We start from the raw sequence: 13,873 nt of genomic DNA on the forward strand, positions 1-13,873 counted from the left end.
TCGAGAGAGGCCGCGGGCCGCACGGCTGTGCTCCGCCACACGCGATCAGCGGGTTTTGCGGCCGTTATGGTTTCCGGTTCGTTAACGGTCGTCCTGTAGCATAATTGGTAGCATCTTTCCCCCTCGGTTCTCCGCGACCGTGTCACCGTCAAGACTTGTCCATGCATCAAGGCTCGCCCATGCATATCGTCTGCCCTCATTGTACGACATCCTATGCCATCAAGCCCGCGAGCCTTGGGGCGAACGGCCGGACCGTGCGCTGTTCCCGCTGCAAGGAAACCTGGGTCGCCCATGCCGAGGATGCCATCGAGGAGGCATCTGTCCCGGCTATGGCTGCGGCCAGCCGGGCCGACGACCAGTCCGATCTCGCCGAGCAGTGGAACTCATATGCCCAAGGCGACGGCGCCACTGAGGCGCCTGTCGTTGACAGCCCCTCGATCGCCAGCGACTGGCCGGACCAGGAAGCCGGGGACACCGAGGACGAATGGTCCGCGGCCGCCCGGTCCGCCGAGGAGGAAGTCGTCGGCGAACAGCACCAGTCCTGGTTCCGCGGCCTGTTCGGCCGCCGCCGCGGCGCGCGGGTGCGCCGTCCGGTCGCCACGGCTGCCCCGCGAAAATCCCATTTTGGCCTGCCAACCGCCTGCGCCGCCATGGGCGCGCTGGTGCTGGCGCTGGTGATCTGGCGCGGCGACATGGTGCGGCTGCTGCCGCAGACGGCCGCCTTCTACAGGATGGTCGGCCTCGAAGTTAACCTGCGCGCACTGGCCTTCAAGGACGTCAAGCTCTCCAGCGAGACCGTGGACGGTAAGCAGGTGCTGGTGATCGAAGGCGTGATCGTGGGCCAGGGCAAGAAGCCGCTCGACATTCCCCGGTTGCGCTTCGCGGTGCGCGACGCGCAGGGCGCGGAAATCTACGCCTGGAACGCCGTTCTGGAACAGACCGTGCTACAGCCCGGCGAGCGCGCCTTCTTCCGCTCGCGCCTGGCCTCGCCGCCGCCGGAAGGCCGCAATATCGACGTTCGCTTCTTCAACCGGCGCGACATCGCCGGCGGCAGCGTATAGTCGATCTCGCAGGTCTCGCAGGCAAAGCTGGTGGCGAGATTGATCCCAAGGTTGGTCTCATGTCCAAAATCCTGATCGCCGACGACGAGGATTCGATGCGCCAGCTGGTGGCGCGGGCCATCGCCATGGACGGCCACGAGATCGTCACCGCGCAAGACGGCGCCGAGGCGCTGGAGATCCTCACTCGCGCGGACGGCGCATTCGACCTGCTGCTCACCGACATCCAGATGCCGGTGATGGATGGCATCGCGCTGGCGCTTTCCGTCGCACGCGATTTCCCCGATTTGACCATTCTGCTGATGACCGGCTTTGCCGACCAGCGCGAGCGCGCCTCGAACCTCAATGCACTGGTGCATGACGTCGTGACCAAGCCGTTTTCGGTCGCCGACATCCGCACGGCGGTGGCAGATGCGCTGGCGGCGAAGAAGGGGTAGCGGGCGGGGCGGCCACGTGTTCCACTGTCATGCCCCGGCTTGCATCCAGTACGCCGCGGCCTCTCGATTGAATCACAACCGTCTCGGAGTACTGGATCGCCCGGTCAAGCCGGGCGATGACAGAGAACTCAAAAATCCTTCAGCAGCCGCTCGATGTAGTCGAGTTCGATCTGCGGGCGCGAGCTATCACCCAAGCGGCGCCGGAGCTCCTCGAGGATGCGGCGGACGCGCTGGGCGTCGATCTCGCCGGGGATCTTGACCGTGTAGTCGTCGCTCAGATCGCGGCCGTGAAGGGGGCGGCCGAGCGGATCGGTCTGATTGCCGCCGCTCTGCTGGCGGCCCGCACGGTTGCCGGGACCATCGCCCTGCCCGTCGCCATCGCCCTGCTGCATCGCCTCGGCCATCTTCTGCGCGCCCTTGCGCAAGGCCTCGAGAGCTTTCCCTTGCGAGTCCACGGCACCCTCCGAATTACCCTCGCCGAGCTGCGAGCCGGCATCGCCCATGGCCCCGTCGGCGGCGTCCAGACTGCCGTCGTCATCGCCCTGGTCGCCGTCCTGATCGCCATCCTGGCCCGGCTGTCCCTGCTCGCCCTGCTGACCCTTTTGCCCCTTCTGGCCCTGGCTCTTCTGGCCCTTTTGCCCCTTCTGCGCGAGGCCGCGCTTGGCGAGCTCGTCCTGCAGCTTCTTCAGGCGATCCCGTAGCGACTGCTGATCCTGCTGCAGGTCCGACATCGACTGGTCGCCCTGCTGCTTGCCGCGCGAGCGCTCACGCCGGGAATCCTGCCCCTGCTTGAAAGTCTTGTCGCGCAATTGCTGCTGCTTGCGGATCATGTCACTGAGCTCGTTGAGCGCCTGCTCCATGTCGCTGTCGCCGGATTGCCCGGGCTGCGCCATCTGGAGATTTTCCATGATCTGCGCGAGCTGCTCGAGCATGCGCTGGGCCGCTTCTTTATTGCCTTCGCGCGCCGCCTTCTCGATTTGCTTCAGCAATTCGTCCAGGTCGCGCTGCGTGATGACGGAACGATCGCGATTGGAGGATTGGCTCTTTTCCGTCGCACGCTTGTAGTCCTCGAGCTTCTGAATCGCATCGGTTTGATTGTTCAGGCTCTTGCCGGATTCCTTCTGCCTGAGGCTGTCGCCGGAATCCTGCATCGCCTTTTCAGCGCCATCGAGCAGGGCATCGACATCCTGATCCTGCTGGGCAGCCACGGGCGAGACGCCTCCCAACAGGAAGGCGAGGCAGGCGATCGAGATCGCCTTCAAGAGTGGCACGCGTGCTAGCTTCCGCATTTACGGTCTCGCGTCGACTGGTTGGCCCCGTCGTTGCCCGCCTTCGCCCGGTTGTTCGCCGACTTGCGATAGGCCTGAAGCTGCTCGCGCAATGCGTCCTGCTGCTTAGCCAGCTCTTCGAGCTGCTCGGGCGTGGCGTTCTGGGTCTTTTGTTTCAGCTCGACGGACTTGTCGAGGATGAGCTGAACCTCTGCCGGGAATGGCTGCCGCGGTCCAAGCGGATTTTGCTCGGCGCGCCGGGCGAGATCGCGCACCTTGCCGGCCATCGCCTCGCGAAGCTTTTGCGTCAGCGCCTTGATCTCGTCCTCGCTGGCACCGCGTTCCAGCGCCCGCTTGAGCGCGTCCTGGGCCGAGCGCAGCGCGGCGTTGACGCTGCCGGCGACACCGTCGTCCTCGATGGTGACCGCGAACGCCCACATGCTTCCCACCATCTCGCGCAGAGCGTCGTCGGTGCGGGCGGCTTCCAGCTGCTGCGCCAGGCTGCGCAGGCCGAGATAGCAGCCCGCATCCGGAGTGAACAATTCGGGCGCGATCATCAGCGCGTCGAGCGCGGCATAGACATCCGAATTCTTGTTGGCGTCGAGTGCGAGGATGCGGCGCTGCTCGACCAGCGCGCGAGAGAGCGAGTTGGTAAACAGCCGCTCGGGCAGGCGCATGTTGAAGGGCTCGCTCCTGGCCTCGTTGCCGGCCTCGTCCTTGGCGGTCAGGGTCAGCGTGACGTCGGCGCCGGCATAGGGATCCTCGCTGAGGTCCTTCACCGTCTGGCCGACGCCGTTGCGGGTGCGCGCATTCGGCAGCACGAGCGGGAATTGCGGAGGTTGGAATAGCGGCCGCGCGGCGGCCTTGGTGTCGGCCTCCTTGCTGCCATCCTTGACACCATCTTTGGCGTCGGCGGGACGCAGGCCGATTTGCGCGTCGGCGCCGGTGACGCCGTAATCGTCCTCGATCTTGTAAGTGAGCTGGAGTCCGCCACGGGCCTGCCGCTCGGGATCCTTAGCCAGCGCGATCGTCGGCGCACGGTCCGCCGTTGCCGCAAACGCCCATTGCGGCTGGCCGGAGGGCGCGCGGACATGCGCGGTGCCGTCGCCACTGATGGCAAAATGCTTCTCGTTGGTGCCCTTGGGCGCGGCTTCGGTAGGCGCGACTTCCTTGAGACCCCCGGAGACGACAACATCAAGGCTGCCGCCGGAGGAGCGAACGATCAGGGTCGAGCCTGCGGGAACGGCAAGCGGGCCGCTGGCCGGCAGCGCCGCTGCCTCCTTGTTCGCGGCCGACAGGATGACCGGCGGCTTGCCGGTGTAGAGCGGCGGCGTAACCCAGGCATCGACGCGAACATTGGTCGGCGCCAGCATGCCGTTCCAGTGGAAGGCGGCCCCGAGCCGCATCGCACGCTCGTCGCCGGCGGCGAAGAAGGTCGCAACCAGCATCACCATGACCAGCGCGCGCAGCGCCCAGGGATCATGCAGAGCGAGCCGGGGCTTCGGCAGACCGGCGCGAATGCGCTTGATCGAAGCCAGCGTGCGCTCGCGCTGCGCCCGCCACAAGGCCTGCGCAACCGGGTCCTGCGAGCTCAGCGTGTCCGTCAGCGTGGTGGCCGGCCGATGACGGATGCCGGAGCCGCGGTCGAGCCGGGCCAGCGCCTCCTCGCGGCTCGGCCAGCGAAAGCGAGTCAACGGGAACAGGACGACAATCGCGATGCCGGCGAAAACGACGAGCCCGACGGCGCGGGCAATGAACGGCAGCGCCAGCCAGAGGCCGGCCCAGGACACCGCCAGGAACAGGCCGACGACAGTGAGAAACCGCGCCAAATTCGGCCAGGCACGCTCCCACGCGATGGCATAAGTGGCCCGCTGCAGGGCTTGCGCCAGCTTCAGCCGCGACAGAGCGTCGCCATCGCGGATCGGGTCTGACGGGTCGGGGGTGACGCCGTTCAATCAACTCTCCAGGTTGCCCGGTAGAGAAGCCTACCACAACGGCAGCACTGAGGCATCCGTTCCTGTACGGGAGACACCCCTTTTCCCGCATAACACGAGGACGTGACTGGCACGCCGCAACCCCGTAATTTCCGCGCCGCCAGCCAAGGAAAACGCAAGAGAAGGAATGGAAACGCCATGGACAAGAAGATGCACGACAAGGGCCTGGAAGTCCGCAAAGCGGTGCTGGGCGAGGCCTATGTCAACAATGCCCTGAAGACCGTCGACGACTTCAACCGTCCGTTCCAGGAGATGCTCAACGAATATTGCTGGGGCACGGTGTGGGGCCGCGAGGAGCTGCCGCGCAAAACCCGCAGCATCCTCAACATCGCGATGATCGCGATCCTCAATCGTCAGCACGAATTCCGCGCGCATCTGAAGGGCGCACTCACCAACGGCGTCAGCCGCGACGAGATCCGTGAGATCCTGATGCAGGTCGCAATCTATGGCGGCATGCCGGCTGCGGTCGACAGCTTTCGGATCGCGCGCGAGGTGTTCGCGGAGATCGACGGCAAGGCGTGAGGGGGGCCGGTGTGAGGGACGGGGCCGCGACGTCCCCATGTCGTCCTGGCGAAAGCCAGGACCCATAGCCACCGGCAGGTGTGGTTACGGGCACTCGGAGTTGCCACTTCGCGCCACAACCTCTCCCTGGGGTAGTGGGTCCCGGCTTTCGCCAGGACGACACCGAGGATGGAAGCGCGCCGATCAACAACAACGAATATTCAACACAAGGAAGCACCATGGACATCGGATTCATCGGCCTCGGAAACATGGGTTTCCCGATGGCGCGGCGGCTGATCGAGGCCGGCAACCGGCTCGTCGTGTTCGACACGCGCCAGGAGGTCGTCGACAAGCTGGTGGCGCGCGGCGCCAGTGCGGCGACTTCGCCGAAGGACGTCGCCGACCAGGTCGAGACGGTCATGGCGAGCCTGCCCTCGCTGCAGGCTTCGCTCGCGGTTGCGACGGGGCCGAACGGTGTGATCGAGGGGAGCCGCGTAAAACGCTTCATCGATCTCTCCACCGTCGGTTCGGCGATGGCGGTGAAGATTCACGGCCTGCTCGCCAAGCATGACATCGTGCAGGTCGACTGCCCAGTCTCCGGCGGCGTCGGCGGCGCGGAGAAGGGCACGCTGGCGGTGATGGTCTCGGGGCCGAAGACCGAGTTCGAGCTGCTCAAGCCCGCGCTCGACATCATCGGAAAAGTGTTCTTCATCGGCGAGAAGCCCGGCGCGGCGCAGACTATGAAGCTCGCCAACAATTTCTTGTCGGCCACGGCCATCGTTGCGACCTCGGAAGCGGTGGTGATGGGCGTCAAGGCGGGGCTCGATCCCGTCGTGATGATCGACGTCATCAATGCCGGCTCCGGCATGAACACCGCGAGCCGCGACAAGTTTCCGCGCTCGGTGCTGCCGCGCAGCTTCGACTTCGGCTTCGCCACGGGACTGATGGTGAAGGACGTGCGGCTGGCGCTGGAGGAGATGAAGCAGCTCGGCCTGTCGATGGAGGTCGCGGATGCGGTCGGCCGGTTGTGGGAGACGGTCATCAGCGCGGAAGGCGCCGAATCCGATTTCACCGCGGCGATCAAGCCGATCGAGAAGAAGGCGGGTGTTGTGGTTGGCGGCAGGCCGCCCAGCTAGCACCAACACGAGAACGCAGCGCCGACGACGGGCGCTGCGCTGTCCTCCTTGGATCGATCTGTTACGAGCGGCGTCTGCCAAATTCCAGAAGGTCGATCGGCTGCTCGAGTTGCAGGGAGGCCGAGCCCCCACTGCATTTGATATATTTCTCGTCGCACCTGCGCATGCACCGTCTCTCGCTCGAGCATTTCGCAGAGGCGTTGTTGCAGCTGACCCACGTAATGTCGCACCGCGTGACCCGGGCCGACGCGGCGCCGGACAATCCGATCAGGAAGGCCACGCTGCAAGCTGCGAAAAACATACGAGGCAGGCCGGCGCCGGCGAGTGAATCATTCATTCCAATCTCCTGTGTTGGCCGGGCACGACTGCGCCTGCGGCCGAGTTTTGACGAAGACGCAGTTCAAGCCTTGGCGAGATAGGGGATCGTGCCGGCCAAGTCCGTATCGTCGATCAACTGGAAGCGGCTTTCGCTGCCGCCCCTGCGCGCTGCCGCGAAGCGGCCGTAGGCGGGATCAGTGACGAAGGACTCCGCCGCTTTCGCCGTGGGAAACGACATGATCGCGATCAGCGACGTGTCGAGAGGGGCACCTTCCAGCGTCTTCACATTGCCGCTGCGCGAGAGGTACTTGCCGCCGTGCTTGTGCACCAGCTCGTGGACGGACGCCGCGTAGTCCGGCACCCACTTTCCGTCAGTCACTTTGATGTCCGCGATCAGATACGCTGTCATGTCGTGTCTCCTGGCTCGAGTTCAGCTCCGCGTTGATACAAGGCGGGCATCACTTGGGTGCCAGAACACGGCGCGGGCTCGCCAGTACGGGAACTGTAGCGGGCGATACAAATACTGAATTGCGCCGCCCTGGATCAGCTCGCCAGCTTGCGTTCCTTGGCGAACGGGCTGAGGCCCAGCCAGCTTTGCATGGCCGCGGCAAGCTGCCGGTCGCCGGTGAGCAGCATCCGCCCGCTTGCGACGGCCGCGCGCACGGTATCGAGCCCCATCCAGATCGCCGTCATGGTGCGCAGATCAACCGACACGTAAAGGTCAACGTCGAAACCGGGATCAATCGAGCAGAGGTCGACACAGTCGTCAGGATCGACGATCAGCCACCACAATCGCTGCGTCGAAGGTAATTCCGGATACGCGAACTGCAGCACGCTGCGGCGGGTCGGCATCGGCGTCGTGTTCAAATTCCGCCGCATGTCCCACATCAACAGCTGGACATCGAGATGCTGAAGCGACAGATCCGACTGGATGCGGCGCTGGCCCCAGATGCCAAACGCCTCCACGATGGGGCCGAGTTCGCGTCCGGCTGTGGTCAGCAGATATTCTGTGATACCACGCTCGGAAGCCGAGGCCCGGCGCGTAACGATGCCGGCGGCTTCGAGCTCCTTGAGACGTTGCGAGAGCAAGGCAGGCGACATCCGCGGAACGCCACGGCGCAACTCGTTGAAGCGCGTCGAGCCGGCAATGAGTTCACGTAGCAGCACGACGGTCCAGCGCGTGCATAATATCTCGGCCGCCATCGCGACCGGACAGAACTGCCTGTAGCTGCCGATGGTCATGCGGGCCTCCGTGACAAGCGAAGGCGGAACCTTAGGGCCGATGCGCGCGGCTTCCTAGTTCAGTTTCTGTATCAGCAGCGATTCATTCTCTGAACTGGCCGCGGACCGAGGTGAGCGTCTATTCGACCGGCATTGGCAAGCCGGCCGCCGCAATCGCGGCCCGCCGGACACAGGAGATTACCATGAAGAAATACGATTCAGCGGCTTCCAGATTGCTCGTTTCGGTTCGCAGCGCCGCGATTTGCACCCTCGGCCTGGGCGTCGGCGTCATGCCGGCGTCCGCAGCCAATCTGACAAGGAGCATCGAGGTCAGCAGTGCCGCGGCCGAGGTGTGGTCCGTCATCGGGCCGTTCTGCGCGATCAAGGATTGGCTGCCGCCGGTGGGGCAGTGCATTACGGACGGCAAGTCGCCGCCAACCCGGACGCTCGTCACCAGGGACGGCAAGGCCTCGTTCGTGGAGACGCAGACTGCACGGAGCGACAAAGACTACAGCTATTCCTACGCGTTCCTGTCGAGCCCACTGCCGGTGAGCCAGTACAAGTCGACCATCAAGGTCACGGCAAAGGGTGAAGGCGCGTCGGTGGTGACATGGACCGGCATCTACACGCCCGACCCGGGGCGGGAGAAGGACGCGATCGATGCCCTCGGCGGCGTCTATGATTCCGGCCTCGCCGCGATCAGGGACCGGTTCAAGAAATAGGAATCAATGCAGCGATGGGCGCAGCGGTAGCTGCGCTCATCGTGGACGATCACACAATTACAACCAGGGCGCCGGCGTATCCATCGCGATCAGTTGCTCGACCTCGATGCGCGGACGCACGACCGCGTACTGGTCGCCCTTCACCAGCACCTCGGGCACCAGAGGTCTCGTATTGTAGGTGCCGGCCTGCACTGCGCCGTAGGCGCCGGCGGTCATGACAGCGATGAGGTCGCCGGGCTTTGGCGTCGGCAGCGTGCGATCGAGTGCGAGGTAATCGCCGGTCTCGCAGACCGGGCCGACGACGTCGGCCATGATTGTGGCCGCCCCCTTCGCGGGCTGCGTCACCGGCAGAATGTCGTGATGGGCTTCGTACAGCGTCGGACGGATCAGATCGTTCATGGCGGCGTCGATGATGACGAAATTCTTGCCGTCGCCGTGCTTCACGTAAATCACCTTGGCGACCAGGATGCCGGCATTGCCGACGATCATGCGGCCCGGCTCGAACATCAGCGTGCAGCCGAGATTGTGGCTGACGCGCTTGACCATGGCGGCATAGGCGTCGGGCGCCGGCGGCGCCTCGCGGTCCATGTAATAGGGGATGCCGAGGCCGCCACCGAAATCGACATGCGAGATGTTGTGGCCGTCGGCGCGCAGCGTCTGCACGAATTCGGAGAGGATGCGGAACGCGATCTCCATCTTGGAGAGGTCGGTGATCTGGCTGCCGATATGTACGTCGGTACCTGTGACCTCGATGCCCGGCAGCTTTGCGGCGCGGGCATAGACCTCACGGGCATGCGCGATGGGGATGCCGAACTTGTTCTCGGATTTGCCAGTCGAGATCTTTGCGTGCGTGCCGGCATCGACGTCTGGATTGACACGGATCGAGATCCGCGCGGTCTTGCCCGTCTCTGTCGCAAGGCGCGACAGCAGCTCGAGCTCGGGCTCGGATTCGACGTTGAGGCAGAGGATGTCGGCGGCCAGCGCGGCGCGCAGCTCGGCTTCCGTCTTGCCGACGCCGGAGAACAGGATCTTGCTTGCCGGGATGCCGGCGGCCAGCGCGCGCTTCAGTTCGCCGCCGGAGACCACGTCCGCGCCGGCCCCAAGCTTGGCCAGCGTGCGCAGTACCGACTGATTGGAGTTCGCCTTCATGGCGTAGCAGACCAGCACCTTCTCGCCGGCGAAAGCGTCGGTGAAAACGCGATAGTGCCGCTCGAGCGTTGCGGTCGAATAGCAATAGAACGGCGTGCCGACGGCTGCGGCCAGCTCGGACAGGTTCACCGCCTCGGCGTGCAGCACGCCGTTGCGATAGTCAAAATGGTTCATGGCGTTGGCTCAGTTGCCCCAGCCTATCGGCTGGGTCTTTCGTCCAGGAGCGGGTCGAGGATAAACGGTTTCTTCCTGCCCTTGGTCGCCGCCGGTGCGGCGTCCGCGCCATAGGTGGGATTGAACACGCTCGGCGTCCTCTGGGCTTCGGTCTCGGTGTCGGTCGGCGGCGCGACATTGGCCGTGGACGCGCTGGAGGCGGTCGGCGGCAGATCCAGCGGGCCTTTGCGGCCACAGCCGGCAAGCGCGAGCGCCGTCAGGCTCAAGAGAATGATGGCCCACCCCGAGCCGGCCGGGCGAAACTTTGACGTCACGACGAAATCCCCACTACGCGCGGCGCACCATACAGAGATTGGCGCGCTCTGGCGAGACCCGGATGATCATGAAACATAAGCGAAATTTTGCCCCTCAGCCCAATTTTCGCTCTTTTTCCAGCCGCTTCAACCAGGCCTTGGCCTGCGACGCCACGTTCTTCGGCGCGGTGCCGCCGAAGCTGGTCCGGCTCTTCACCGACGATTCGACCGAGAGCACGCCGAACACGTCTTTCGTGACCTTCGGCTCGATCGCCTGCATCTCCTTGAGCGGGAGGTCGTGCAGCGCCACGCCGCCCTCGGCGGCTTTCGCGACGATGCGGCCGGTGACGTGATGGGCGTCGCGGAAGGGCATCTTTAGCGTCCGCACCAGCCAGTCGGCAAGATCGGTCGCGGTGGCGTAGCCCTCGCCTGCGGCCGTCTTCATCTTCGCTTCATCAGGCACGAGATCCCGGACCATGCCGGTCATGGCGCGGATCGCGAGCGACAGCGCGGCGAAGCCTTCCATGGCGCCCTGCTTGTCCTCCTGCATGTCCTTTTGATAGGCGAGCGGCAGGCCCTTCATCACGATCAGCAGCCCGTTGAGCGCGCCGATCACGCGGCCGGTCTTGGCGCGCACCAGCTCGGCGGCGTCAGGATTCCGCTTCTGCGGCATGATCGAGGATCCCGTGGTGAACTTGTCGCTGAGGCGGATCATGCCGACCAGCGGCGAGGTCCAGATCACGATCTCCTCGGCAAAGCGCGACATGTGCACGGCGCAGATCGAGGCCGCCGACAGCGTCTCCAGCACGAAGTCGCGATCGGAGACCGCATCGAGCGAGTTGGCCATCGGACGATCAAAACCGAGCGCCTTCGCCGTGGCGTGACGGTCGATCGGGAACGAGGTACCGGCGAGCGCGGCAGCTCCGAGCGGGGATTCGTTCAGCCGCTTGCGCGCGTCCTGGAAACGGCCGCGATCGCGCGCGGCCATCTCGACATAGGCGAGCAGATGGTGGCCGAAGGTCACCGGCTGCGCGGTCTGCAGGTGCGTGAAGCCGGGCATGACCGTTCCGGCATGCTCCAGCGCGCGCTCCACCAGCGCCTGCTGGAACGCGGCGAGCGCGGCGTCGGTCTCATCGAGGACATCGCGGACATACAGACGGAAATCGGTCGCGACCTGGTCGTTGCGCGAGCGCGCGGTGTGCAGGCGGCCGGCGGCGGGGCCGATCAGTTCGGACAGCCGGCTCTCCACATTCATGTGAATGTCCTCGAGCGCGCGCTTGAATTCGAAGCCGCCCTTGCCGATTTCTGACAAAATCGTGTCTAGACCCTTGCCGATATTTTTCGCATCAGAGGCCGTGATGATGCCCTGCGTGGCCAGCATCGCGGCGTGGGCCTTGGACGCGGCAATGTCCTGGGCAAAGAGGTGACGATCGACGTCGATGGAGACGTTGATCTCTTCCATGATCTCGTCGGGACGTTCCGAGAACCGGCCGCCCCACATCTTGTTGCTCATGATCCCCTGCTCACGCCCTGCTTGTCGCCGCCGCACGTTTGCTGACGGCTGCCAGCCGTATTAAGAGGCCTCTGATAGCCATATCTGCGACCGGATGACAAACGATATGCTCGACCCCAACGATAGGCTCGACCAACGGACAGCACGGTCGGCCACGCGCCGTATCCCCGTCGTCATCCTCACCGTGGTGGTCGGGGGCCTGGCCGGCTTTGCCGCGCTGTACGGGCTGGGCCTGGGCCGGGCCCCATCCGGCGATCCCGCCTGCCGGGCGGCGGTGAACACCGCACGGAAGATCGCCCCGCTCGCCCATGGCGAGGTGGCGGCGCTGACCATGGCGAGCGCACCGCTAAAGCTGCCGGACCTGGCCTTCGAGGACGCCGACGGCAAGCCGAAGAAGCTGTCGGATTTCCGCGGCAAGACGCTGCTGGTGAACCTCTGGGCCACCTGGTGCGTGCCGTGCCGGAAGGAAATGCCGGCGCTGGACGAGCTCCAGGGCAAGCTTTCGGGCCCGAATTTCGAGGTGGTGGCGATCAATATCGACACCCGCGACCCCGAAAAGCCCAAGACGTTTCTGAAAGAGGCCAATCTTATCAGGCTCGGCTACTTCAATGATCAGAAAGCCAAGGTTTTTCAGGATCTTAAGGCGATAGGCCGGGCTTTGGGCATGCCCACCTCGGTGCTGGTCGATCCCCAAGGCTGCGAGATCGCAACGATCGCGGGGCCGGCGGAATGGGCGAGCGAGGATGCGCTCAAGCTGATCCGGGCTGCGACGGGCAAAGCCGCCGCGTCATTCTAAGCGATGATGTTTTAGGCGGTGACGTTGAGGTTGCCGCCGACGCCGGCGCTGACATTGGCAAGCGAGGGCTGTCCGGCGCCGAGCAGCGTCAGGACGGTGGATTTCTCCGCATCCGCGTTCTGCTTCATCAGCGTCGCCGAGATATTCGACTGCAGCGCGCCTTGCTGAGAGGCCAGCATGCTGCTGACCATCGCCATCATGTCCATTACGCAAACCCTCGTATCGGCCGTAACCTAGAGGCGAGCGGTTAACGGGACATGAATTGTCGCGAAGCGCCGTAAGGTAGGCTTTGTCCGTGTCCCGGACCCGGCGCGGCACGAAGTGACACACTGCGTCCGGACCACGAGACCGCTACCTCGTCGGAACCGGCTTGGCGCCCCGGTAGTCGTAAAAACCGCGCTGGGTCTTGCGACCGAGCCAGCCCGCCTCGACGTATTTCACCAGCAGCGGGCACGGGCGGTACTTGGAGTCGGCGAGGCCCTCATGCAGCACCTGCATGATCGACAGGCAGGTATCGAGGCCGATGAAATCGGCGAGCTCCAGCGGGCCCATCGGATGGTGCGCCCCGAGCTTCATCGCCGCGTCGATTGCCTCGACGTTGCCCACGCCTTCATACAGCGTGTAAATCGCCTCGTTGATCATCGGCAGCAGGATGCGGTTGACGATGAAGGCCGGGAAATCTTCGGAGACCGCGACCTGCTTGCCGAGCTTGCCGACAAATTCCTTTGACGCCTCGAAGGTCTGGTCGTCGGTGGCGATGCCGCGAATCAGCTCCACCAGCTCCATCAGCGGCACCGGATTCATGAAGTGAATGCCGATGAAGCGTTCGGGCCGGTCGGTGGCGGCGGCGAGCCGCGTGATCGAGATCGAGGAGGTATCGGAGGCGACGATCGCCTCCGGCTTCAACACGGCGCAAAGATCGTGGAAAATCTTGCGCTTGACCTCTTCCTTCTCGACCGCGGTCTCGATCACGAGATCGCAGTCCGCGAGGTCGTCCAGCTTCTCGCCAGCCACGATACGCGCCATCGCCTTGGCTTTGTCGTCCTCGCTAACGGCCTTCTTGGAGACCTGGCGCGTCAGGTTGCCGTTGATCGTGGCCATGCCTGACTTGAGGCGGTCGGTCGAAATGTCGTTGAGCACCACGTCGAAGCCGGCCAGCGCAGCGACATGCGCGATGCCATTGCCCATCTGCCCCGCGCCGATCACGCCGACCTTCTTGATTACTGCCGCCATAATGTCATCCACCGGAACGGCGCGCTATCAACCGCGCCTGCCTATCCCCCGAGCCGGGAG

Annotated in this window: 15 protein-coding genes; 6 read left to right on the forward strand and 9 right to left on the reverse strand. The window is 64.8% G+C overall.

The annotated features are described in order from the left end of the window. Positions 1–179 precede the first annotated feature (179 nt). Both AC0L27_RS08480 and AC0L27_RS08485 read left to right on the forward strand, forming a co-directional pair. Entirely contained in the window at positions 180–1,061 is an 882-nt protein-coding gene (locus AC0L27_RS08480; RefSeq protein ID WP_354207881.1) for an MJ0042-type zinc finger domain-containing protein, read from the forward strand. Between the two features lie 59 nt (positions 1,062–1,120). After that, positions 1,121–1,495 (forward strand): response regulator, encoded by a 375-nt coding sequence (locus AC0L27_RS08485; RefSeq protein ID WP_275170935.1) that lies wholly within the window; start codon positions 1,121–1,123, stop codon positions 1,493–1,495. A gap of 128 nt (positions 1,496–1,623) precedes the next feature. Here AC0L27_RS08485 and AC0L27_RS08490 read toward each other — a convergent pair whose 3' ends face one another. Further along, positions 1,624–2,784 carry a DUF4175 family protein gene (locus AC0L27_RS08490; RefSeq protein ID WP_354207879.1) on the reverse strand — a complete coding sequence of 387 codons (1,161 nt, stop codon included), beginning with the start codon at positions 2,782–2,784 and terminating at the stop codon, positions 1,624–1,626. Further along, a complete protein-coding gene (locus tag AC0L27_RS08495) occupies positions 2,772–4,718 on the reverse strand; it encodes a TIGR02302 family protein (RefSeq protein WP_473318617.1) in 1,947 nt (648 codons plus the stop codon). Before AC0L27_RS08495 ends, AC0L27_RS08490 begins: the two co-directional genes overlap by 13 nt. A 177-nt stretch (positions 4,719–4,895) precedes the next feature. Between AC0L27_RS08495 and AC0L27_RS08500 the strand changes: the two genes are divergently transcribed. Together AC0L27_RS08500 and AC0L27_RS08505 are read left to right on the forward strand one after the other, a co-directional pair. Further along, a complete protein-coding gene (locus AC0L27_RS08500) occupies positions 4,896–5,279 on the forward strand; it encodes a carboxymuconolactone decarboxylase family protein (protein WP_473318619.1) in 384 nt (127 codons plus the stop codon). Positions 5,280–5,497: 218 nt separating this feature from the next. After that, positions 5,498–6,394, forward strand: coding sequence for an NAD(P)-dependent oxidoreductase (locus AC0L27_RS08505; protein ID WP_275170932.1), 897 nt, complete (start codon positions 5,498–5,500; stop codon positions 6,392–6,394). Positions 6,395–6,794: 400 nt separating this feature from the next. On the opposite strand, the gene AC0L27_RS08510 is transcribed toward AC0L27_RS08505, so the two are convergent. Both AC0L27_RS08510 and AC0L27_RS08515 read right to left on the reverse strand, forming a co-directional pair. Beyond that, entirely contained in the window at positions 6,795–7,121 is a 327-nt protein-coding gene (locus AC0L27_RS08510; protein ID WP_018453248.1) for a DUF1330 domain-containing protein, read from the reverse strand. Positions 7,122–7,255: 134 nt separating this feature from the next. Next, the gene (locus tag AC0L27_RS08515; RefSeq protein WP_354255861.1) at positions 7,256–7,954 is read right to left on the reverse strand and encodes a winged helix-turn-helix transcriptional regulator; all 699 of its coding nucleotides are present in this window, start codon (positions 7,952–7,954) and stop codon (positions 7,256–7,258) included. A gap of 182 nt (positions 7,955–8,136) precedes the next feature. Here AC0L27_RS08515 and AC0L27_RS08520 point away from each other — a divergent pair, with 182 nt between their 5' ends. Further along, positions 8,137–8,655: an SRPBCC family protein gene (locus AC0L27_RS08520; RefSeq protein ID WP_354255864.1), complete on the forward strand. Its 519-nt coding sequence runs from the start codon at positions 8,137–8,139 to the stop codon at positions 8,653–8,655. 57 nt (positions 8,656–8,712) lie between these two features. On the opposite strand, the gene lysA is transcribed toward AC0L27_RS08520, so the two are convergent. The 3 genes from lysA to argH all read right to left on the reverse strand — a co-directional run bounded on the left by lysA (position 8,713) and on the right by argH (position 11,784). After that, positions 8,713–9,978: a diaminopimelate decarboxylase gene (gene lysA / locus AC0L27_RS08525; protein WP_354207870.1), complete on the reverse strand. Its 1,266-nt coding sequence runs from the start codon at positions 9,976–9,978 to the stop codon at positions 8,713–8,715. Positions 9,979–10,001: 23 nt separating this feature from the next. Then, positions 10,002–10,292: an LPS translocon maturation chaperone LptM gene (lptM, locus tag AC0L27_RS08530; protein ID WP_473318622.1), complete on the reverse strand. Its 291-nt coding sequence runs from the start codon at positions 10,290–10,292 to the stop codon at positions 10,002–10,004. 94 nt (positions 10,293–10,386) lie between these two features. Further along, on the reverse strand, positions 10,387–11,784 hold the full coding sequence (argH, locus tag AC0L27_RS08535) for an argininosuccinate lyase (protein WP_354207868.1): 1,398 nt from the start codon (positions 11,782–11,784) through the stop codon (positions 10,387–10,389). A gap of 106 nt (positions 11,785–11,890) precedes the next feature. Here argH and tlpA point away from each other — a divergent pair, with 106 nt between their 5' ends. Further along, complete coding sequence (gene tlpA / locus AC0L27_RS08540; RefSeq protein ID WP_354062001.1) at positions 11,891–12,580, forward strand: thiol:disulfide interchange protein TlpA; 690 nt, start codon at positions 11,891–11,893, stop codon at positions 12,578–12,580. A gap of 11 nt (positions 12,581–12,591) precedes the next feature. Here the strand turns inward: tlpA and AC0L27_RS08545 are convergent, their stop codons facing one another. Together AC0L27_RS08545 and AC0L27_RS08550 are read right to left on the reverse strand one after the other, a co-directional pair. Then, complete coding sequence (locus tag AC0L27_RS08545; RefSeq protein ID WP_354207865.1) at positions 12,592–12,786, reverse strand: hypothetical protein; 195 nt, start codon at positions 12,784–12,786, stop codon at positions 12,592–12,594. A 145-nt stretch (positions 12,787–12,931) separates the two neighbouring features. After that, positions 12,932–13,813: a 3-hydroxybutyryl-CoA dehydrogenase gene (locus tag AC0L27_RS08550; protein ID WP_007597339.1), complete on the reverse strand. Its 882-nt coding sequence runs from the start codon at positions 13,811–13,813 to the stop codon at positions 12,932–12,934. Positions 13,814–13,873 lie beyond the last annotated feature (60 nt).

The sequence above is a fragment of the Bradyrhizobium sp. Ken51 genome, from assembly GCF_055807435.1.

Coding starts and splice junctions, on each gene's coding strand:
- AC0L27_RS08480 (WP_354207881.1), top strand. CDS start 180: ATGCATATCGTCTGCCCTCATTGTACGACATCCTATGCCATCAAGCCC.
- AC0L27_RS08485 (WP_275170935.1), top strand. CDS start 1,121: ATGTCCAAAATCCTGATCGCCGACGACGAGGATTCGATGCGCCAGCTG.
- AC0L27_RS08490 (WP_354207879.1), bottom strand. CDS start 2,784: ATGCGGAAGCTAGCACGCGTGCCACTCTTGAAGGCGATCTCGATCGCC.
- AC0L27_RS08500 (WP_473318619.1), top strand. CDS start 4,896: ATGGACAAGAAGATGCACGACAAGGGCCTGGAAGTCCGCAAAGCGGTG.
- AC0L27_RS08505 (WP_275170932.1), top strand. CDS start 5,498: ATGGACATCGGATTCATCGGCCTCGGAAACATGGGTTTCCCGATGGCG.
- AC0L27_RS08510 (WP_018453248.1), bottom strand. CDS start 7,121: ATGACAGCGTATCTGATCGCGGACATCAAAGTGACTGACGGAAAGTGG.
- AC0L27_RS08515 (WP_354255861.1), bottom strand. CDS start 7,954: ATGACCATCGGCAGCTACAGGCAGTTCTGTCCGGTCGCGATGGCGGCC.
- AC0L27_RS08520 (WP_354255864.1), top strand. CDS start 8,137: ATGAAGAAATACGATTCAGCGGCTTCCAGATTGCTCGTTTCGGTTCGC.
- lysA (WP_354207870.1), bottom strand. CDS start 9,978: ATGAACCATTTTGACTATCGCAACGGCGTGCTGCACGCCGAGGCGGTG.
- argH (WP_354207868.1), bottom strand. CDS start 11,784: ATGAGCAACAAGATGTGGGGCGGCCGGTTCTCGGAACGTCCCGACGAG.
- tlpA (WP_354062001.1), top strand. CDS start 11,891: ATGCTCGACCCCAACGATAGGCTCGACCAACGGACAGCACGGTCGGCC.
- AC0L27_RS08545 (WP_354207865.1), bottom strand. CDS start 12,786: ATGGACATGATGGCGATGGTCAGCAGCATGCTGGCCTCTCAGCAAGGC.
- AC0L27_RS08550 (WP_007597339.1), bottom strand. CDS start 13,813: ATGGCGGCAGTAATCAAGAAGGTCGGCGTGATCGGCGCGGGGCAGATG.